We start from the raw sequence: 6,338 nt of genomic DNA, 5'->3' as shown, positions 1-6,338 counted from the left end.
TAGAGTCAAAGTCCATCGGTAAATCAAGGTGTTCATCAAGCAGAAAATCAGTTCCTGCGCCGCCCGGTTGCCAAGCTTTAAATGTATAACCCTCTAGCATGCCGCCGGCATACTCTTCGAGTAATTCTCTGGCAGTCGTACCAAAAGGTACTTCCCACACACCAGGACGTTTAACTCGACCGGAAAAACCCATTAATTTGGTGCCGCTATCTGTGCTTTTACCTTGCGATAAACCTTTATACCAGTCAGCGCCATAATGAATAATGTAGGGAATATTGTTGAGTGTTTCGACATTATTCACACAGGTCGGTTTTCCCCACGCTCCGGCAATAGCAGGAAACGGCGGTTTGGCACGTGGATTGGCGCGTCGGCCTTCAAGTGAGTTAATAAGAGCGGTCTCTTCACCGCAGATATAACGCCCCGCACCAGTATGAACATACAGATCAAAACTAAATCCAGAGCCAAGAATATTACTTCCTAAAAAACCAGCCGTTTTCGCTTCATCTATAGCGCGCTGCAAACGCTCTGCTGCTTCAATATACTCACCGCGCAGGAAAATATAGCCGCGATAAGTACCAAGGGCATAAGCAGCCAGAATCATACCTTCGACGAGCTGATGGGGTAATTGCTCCATCAACAGGCGATCTTTGTAGGTGCCTGGCTCCATTTCATCGGCGTTACACAACAGATATTTGCGATCAAACTTAGGATCTGTTGGCATTAAGCTCCACTTTACGCCGGTAGAGAACCCTGCACCACCACGTCCACGCAAGCCTGCATCTTTTACGCACGCAGTGACCTCTGCAGGCTGCATGGTAGTTAACGCTTTGATTACCGCAGCATAGCCATCTTTTTTCTTATATTCATCAAGCCATACCGGTTGTAAATCAGGACGAATGCGCCACGTCAAAGGGTGTGTATCTGCGGACAATATGCTCATAAATATTGCTCCAACAAGTTATCTATCTTCTCTGGCGTTAAGTGGCTATGGGTATCGTCATCAATCATCAGGGTTGGGCCTTTATCACAATTACCTAAACAACAAACAGGTAATAATGTAAAGCGCTGATCGGCGGTAGTTTGCCCTAATTTCACACCCAGTTTACGCTCTAGTTTATGCTGGATACCCTGATAGCCGGTGATATAACACACTACGCTATCGCATAAACGAATCACATGTCGACCCACTGGTTGACGAAAAATCTGGCTATAAAATGTCGCTACACCTTCTACATCACTTGCGGGGATTTTTAATATCTCGGCAATGGCGTAAATGGCCTCATCAGATACCCAGCCATAATGCTTTTGCACCCGTTTTAACGCATCTATTGACGCGGCTCGTGGGTCTTCATAGTGTGCCATTTCATGTTCAATGGCCGCTTTAACTTCGAAAGGAAGTTCAAATGCTGTTGCGTTGTCTTTGTTGTGATTATCCATAATCAACGATCCACATCTGACATAACAAAATCGATACTGCCTAAATAGACAATAAGATCAGAGACCAGACTTCCACGAATAACACTGGGAATTTGCTGTAAATGCGCAAAACTTGGGGTACGAATACGAGTGCGATAACTCATGGTGCTGCCATCACTGGTCAGGTAATAGCTGTTTGCCCCTTTTGTTGCTTCAATCATCTGGAATGATTCATTCGCTGGCATTATTGGCCCCCATGACACTTGCAGGAAGTGGTTTATCAGGGTTTCAATATGCTGTAATGCGCGCTCTTTTGGCGGTGGCGTAGTCAGTGGATGATCCGCTTTATAAGGCCCTTGAGGCATATTATTTAAACACTGGGTAATAATACGCAGGCTTTGCCGAATCTCTTCAACTCTGACTAATGCACGATCATAAGCATCACCGTTATTGCCGGTAGGCACATCAAAATCAAAGTTTTGATAACCGGAATAAGGACGCCATTTCCGAATATCAAAATTAAAGCCGGTAGCGCGCAAACCTGCACCGGTCACACCCCAATCAAGTGCCTGTTGGGTGTTATACGCAGCAACACCGATAGTCCGGCCCTTTAAGATGCTGTTTTTCAGCGCAGCAGTAACATAACTCTCTAAGCGATTCGGTAACCAATCTAAGAATTCACGTACCAGATGCTGCCAACCTTGCGGTAAATCATGTGCTACACCACCAATACGAAACCATGCTGGATGCATTCTTGCCCCAGTAATAGCTTCAATAATATTGTAAATACGCTGCCGATCAGAGAAAGCAAAGAACACTGGAGTCATCGCACCGACATCTTGAATATAGGTGCCCAAAAAGAGCAAATGACTGTTAATACGGAAAAGCTCTGACAGCATCACACGAATAACTTCAACGCGTTCAGGCACATTAATACCGGCCAGTTTTTCGACAGCCAAAACATAAGGCAGGTTATTCATCACGCCACCGAGATATTCCACACGATCGGTATACGGAATATAACTATGCCATGACTGGCGCTCGCCCATTTTTTCTGCGCCACGGTGGTGATAGCCGATATCAGGAACACAATCGACAATCTCTTCACCGTCTAGCTGTAATACGATACGAAATGCACCGTGTGCAGAGGGATGGTTGGGGCCAAGGTTTAGAAACATGTAGTCTTCATTGTCTGTGCCCTTGTTCATCCCCCAATCTTCCGGTTTAAACCGTAGAGCTTCCTGTTCTAAATCTTGTTTGGCAATATCCAATGAAAAAGGATCAAACTCAGTGGCTCGAGCTGGGAAATCTTTGCGTAACGGATGCCCTTCCCATGATTGTGGCATCATGATTCGTGTTAAATGAGGGTGGCCGGAAAAAGTGATGCCATAAAGATCCCAGACTTCACGCTCATACCAGTTAGCATTAGCAAAAATAGGCGTGATACTTGGCAGCACTAAATCATGTTCATTGAGTGCAATTTTAATCAAAATATCACGGTTACGCTCAACCGAGAGCAGATGATAAAAGACGGTAAAATCTTGTGCTGCAATGTGTTCACGATGCGTACGCAAGCGCTCATCTACACCATGCAGGTCGTACAGCATGACATAAGGTTTTGCGACTTTTTTCAAAAATACCAGTACATCTGTTAGCAGTGGTTTGCGTAGCCAGATAACGGGCATACCCGTTTTAGTGGGCTGCAATACAAAAGCATCACTGCCAAAACGGGTTGCCAATTCAGCAAGAATAGGATCATGCTGATGATCAGAAGAGGGCCAACCTTGTGTTGACTGCTCAGGAGTCTGTAGTGTTGTTGTCATTTTAAACGCAACTCCTGCTCATCACACTTCATCGGGAGTACGCAGGTTTTTTACCTGAATACGCTCATTACGTTTTACATCACGCTCTGCAGGCATTTGCGCACGATAAACGCCTTGATCACCAACCACCCAAGAGAGCGGACGACGTTCTTTACCGATAGATTCTTGCAATAGCATGAGTGCTTGCAAAAATGCTTCCGGCCGAGGCGGACAGCCTGGAATGTACACATCAACTGGCAGAAATTTATCTACGCCTTGTACTACTGAGTAGATATCGTACATACCACCCGAATTGGCACACGCCCCCATTGAGATAACCCATTTAGGCTCAAGCATTTGCTCATATAAACGCTGAATCACCGGTGCCATTTTGATAAAGCATGTACCCGCAACGACCATAAAATCAGCTTGTCGTGGAGATGCACGAATAACTTCTGAACCAAAACGCGCTACATCATGTGGAGATGTGAAGGCGGTAGTCATCTCAACGTAACAACAAGACAAACCAAAGTTATAGGGCCAGAGGGAGTTTTTACGCCCCCAATTCACCGTTGAATGAAGTACATCTTCGAGCTTGCCCATAAAAATGTTACGGTCAATTTCTTGCTGCAAAGGATCATCAACCGTCTCAGTTTTACCCATAGGATACTGTTCGGGTAATGCATTCGGATCAATTCGGGTGAGCGTGTACTTCATGTGGACAATCCTTGTTTCACGACTTGGTGGCAACATTCTTATTGGCATTAATGGCACGTTTAGAGCGTTCAGGTGTCCAGTCAAGTGCACCAATTCGCACTAAGTAAACCAGCCCCATTAACAGTACGACGATAAAGACAGAGGCTTCAATTAAGCCCAGCCAACCACTTTCACGCACTGATACGGCCCATGCAAAAAGAAACAGAGCTTCGACGTCGAAAATAACAAACATCATAGCCACGAGATAAAATTTGGCAGAAAAACGCAGGCGGGCATTACCGACAGAATCAACACCGGATTCAAACGGTTGGTTTTTGGAGCGACCCCAAGCCTTACCGCCCAACAATGAGGCAGTACCGACCATGAAAGCGCATAAGCCGAGTATCGCAAAAACGAATACGGCAAAAGACCAATGATGAGCAATGACTTCCGATGTCATCGTCTGACCCTCAACAACCAGTGGGTTAGCGTTAGGTTGAACAGTGCATTATGGCAGGAAACAAGCACCTCAACAGGATAAGTCTATTTATAGCACGTAATAAAGAACAGAATACATGCAATTTTTTTATATAAACTTCACATGTTTTTTACACCAATAAGCAACAATATGTCAATTGAATTACGGTACAGCAGTGTATTTTGATACGTCCCTTCACATTTAAAATGAATACCTATTTCTTTGTATTTTCAGTCTATTTTAAAGATAGTGCGTTATGATTAAGGGATTCATTGAGTCTGGTTGCAACCGACGCTTGTAATAAAATATCTGCATTAAAATTTATGCGATATACATCACTTTTACGGCACTAAACTATGACTATCACAAAGAGCCGAGCAATATAACGGTGATTTCAATGCGTTGACATGTAGATATTAAAAGATGGGATTTTAGAAAATAAGGAAACGGCGACAATGCCAAAAAACAACAACATTTTCAGTCTGCAGAGTTAATCCGGCATCCTGATGAATGCCGGCAGTGGTAGCGTTATCGTTTTATCTCTATCAAGTGCATTCGTTTTAGCGTTTTAGCCGCAATAGCATTAATGATTTTTTGATGACAGAGCTGCTAATGCATATACTGCGGCAACATTACTAGCAGTCAGCTCTACGTTAAACGCCGCATCACGCAAGGCTTCCGCCAGACTAACCGAACGTGGTACTACACTAAAGACCGCATCAATACCGTGCTGGTGAACGACATCGCAATCGTTCGCCAGACAACCGGCAATGCCGATCACCGGTTTGTTGAACTGCTTGGCCGCACGCGCTACCCCAATCGGGGTTTTTCCGTGAATGGTCTGGCTGTCGATACGCCCTTCACCGGTGATCACCAGATCCGCATCGCACACCACATCACGCAGATTTACAGCATCCATCACGATATCGATACCCGGTCGTAAAGATGCCTGTAATAACCCCATTAGTGCTGCGCCCAAGCCGCCCGCCGCACCAGCCCCAGCACGATTTTTTACATCGCACCCCAGTTGTGCCTGCATCAAATCGGCATAGTGTGCCAAGTTAGCGTCGAGCTGCGCCACCATCTCTGGCGTTGCCCCTTTTTGTGGACCAAATACTTGCGAAGCGCCTTTCAAGCCGCACAGTGGGTTATCTACGTCACACGCGACTTCAATTTCAATGTGCGCTAAACGTGGGTCAAGACCCGACATGTCGATAGTCGCCAAACGTGCCAGTGCCCCGCCACCGTACCCGATCTCTTTGCCTTGTTTATCCAACAGGCGAATACCAAGTGCTTGCGCCATGCCAATCCCACCATCATTGGTGGCACTGCCGCCAATGCCGATGATGATTCGGTGAACCCCGCGCTCTAAAGCGGCCAAAATCAGCTCACCGGTACCATAAGTGGTGGTTTGCAGTGGATTGCGCTGCTCTGGTGTCACCAAATGCAAACCTGAGGCTGCTGCCATTTCGATAACTGCGGTTTGCTGATCCCCCATCAAACCGTAGAATGCATCAACCTGTTCACCCAGAGGGCCTGTCACTTGGCAGTGAATAATCTCTCCACCGGTAGCATCGATGAGAGATTGTACTGTGCCCTCACCGCCATCAGCCATCGGCAATTTAACGTATTCGGCATCTGGCAGTATTTTACGAAATCCAGATTCAATGGCCGTTGCCACTTCCATGGCCGTCAGGCTTTCTTTATAGGAATCTGGCGCGATTACAATTTTCATTATAAGCCTCTTAGACAAACAGACCGAATACACCAAAGATCAATGTGGACACTGCCGCAATCATCAGACCAACCGCCGATTCGTACGGGATCAGTGCCAAACGTTCTTTCATATCCATATGCACAGATCCACCGGTAGCGTGGAAGAAACTACCGTGCGGCATGTGGTCAAACACGGTAGCACCGGCATGGATCATCGCCGCGCCCGCCAA

6 protein-coding genes and 1 pseudogene are annotated in these 6,338 nt (G+C 46.1%); all 7 read right to left on the bottom strand.

Translation table 11 applies throughout. The features are described 5' to 3' along the window. Positions 1–940 (bottom strand): SLBB domain-containing protein (locus tag ACRC27_RS11975; protein ID WP_438639969.1); only part of this gene is annotated, 940 nt, incomplete at its 3' end. Further along, the gene (gene nuoE, locus ACRC27_RS11970; protein WP_438623116.1) at positions 937–1,437 is read right to left on the bottom strand and encodes an NADH-quinone oxidoreductase subunit NuoE; all 501 of its coding nucleotides are present in this window, start codon (positions 1,435–1,437) and stop codon (positions 937–939) included. The genes ACRC27_RS11975 and nuoE, both read right to left, overlap by 4 nt. 2 nt (positions 1,438–1,439) lie before the next feature. Next, positions 1,440–3,239 (bottom strand): NADH-quinone oxidoreductase subunit C/D, encoded by a 1,800-nt coding sequence (gene nuoC, locus ACRC27_RS11965; RefSeq protein ID WP_438623115.1) that lies wholly within the window; start codon positions 3,237–3,239, stop codon positions 1,440–1,442. Positions 3,240–3,260: 21 nt separating this feature from the next. After that, entirely contained in the window at positions 3,261–3,935 is a 675-nt protein-coding gene (locus tag ACRC27_RS11960; RefSeq protein ID WP_438623114.1) for a NuoB/complex I 20 kDa subunit family protein, read from the bottom strand. Positions 3,936–3,951: 16 nt separating this feature from the next. After that, entirely contained in the window at positions 3,952–4,374 is a 423-nt protein-coding gene (locus ACRC27_RS11955) for an NADH-quinone oxidoreductase subunit A (RefSeq protein ID WP_438623113.1), read from the bottom strand. 601 nt (positions 4,375–4,975) lie between these two features. Beyond that, positions 4,976–6,127: a glycerate kinase gene (locus ACRC27_RS11950; RefSeq protein ID WP_438629946.1), complete on the bottom strand. Its 1,152-nt coding sequence runs from the start codon at positions 6,125–6,127 to the stop codon at positions 4,976–4,978. Between the two features lie 10 nt (positions 6,128–6,137). Further along, a pseudogene (locus tag ACRC27_RS11945) lies at positions 6,138–6,338 on the bottom strand (GntP family permease); the annotation flags it as partial.

The sequence above is a fragment of the Plesiomonas sp. genome, assembly GCF_051650925.1.
In the GTDB taxonomy this organism is placed as follows: Bacteria; Pseudomonadota; Gammaproteobacteria; order Enterobacterales; family CAMTGL01; genus Plesiomonas.
Note: the sequence above shows the minus strand (reverse complement) of the source record. Positions and strands in the feature narration are given on the sequence as shown.

What these genes read in the sequence shown, in the direction of transcription:
- nuoE (WP_438623116.1), bottom strand. Translation starts at nt 1,437, where the DNA reads ATGGATAATCACAACAAAGACAACGCAACAGCATTTGAACTTCCTTTC.
- nuoC (WP_438623115.1), bottom strand. Translation starts at nt 3,239, where the DNA reads ATGACAACAACACTACAGACTCCTGAGCAGTCAACACAAGGTTGGCCC.
- ACRC27_RS11960 (WP_438623114.1), bottom strand. Translation starts at nt 3,935, where the DNA reads ATGAAGTACACGCTCACCCGAATTGATCCGAATGCATTACCCGAACAG.
- ACRC27_RS11955 (WP_438623113.1), bottom strand. Translation starts at nt 4,374, where the DNA reads ATGACATCGGAAGTCATTGCTCATCATTGGTCTTTTGCCGTATTCGTT.
- ACRC27_RS11950 (WP_438629946.1), bottom strand. Translation starts at nt 6,127, where the DNA reads ATGAAAATTGTAATCGCGCCAGATTCCTATAAAGAAAGCCTGACGGCC.